The organism is Xenorhabdus entomophaga, from assembly GCF_037996725.1.
Classification (GTDB): domain Bacteria; phylum Pseudomonadota; class Gammaproteobacteria; order Enterobacterales; family Enterobacteriaceae; genus Xenorhabdus; species Xenorhabdus khoisanae.
In genome coordinates this window covers 1-309 of sequence record NZ_JBBMXH010000411.1, presented here as the reverse complement: position 1 = coordinate 309, position 309 = coordinate 1, and the positions used below count along the sequence as shown (strand labels likewise).

Here is a 309-nt window from a genome sequence, read left to right as displayed (position 1 = left end):
GTGCTCTTCTCCTAATACTTTGGGAACTTTGGCAAGAAAGCTTTTATGTTGCAGTCGAGTATATTTCTTGCAAGGGAATGTTAACCCTTCCGCCTCAGCTTTCGCCTTACGATCGGCATTGATGTAATCCACCATTTCCAAACTGGTCATGGTGGGCGCTTCTGTTATTGGAAGAGCTGCTTTCTTAGTTGTTAATAATTGCATCGCGTATTACCTACATTTGAAATGAACCCTCGTTCACATAGAAAATCAGCCCGTCGAAGCTCGCCAGCTATAACTGACTTCCTCGAAGGCTCATATCAAAGTGAT

The 309-nt window shown here is 43.4% G+C and carries 1 pseudogene; it reads right to left on the bottom strand.

Annotation, left to right across the window (positions count from 1 at the left end):
* Positions 1–204, bottom strand: a pseudogene (locus tag AAC854_RS23425) (Rha family transcriptional regulator); the annotation flags it as partial.
* Positions 205–309 lie beyond the last annotated feature (105 nt).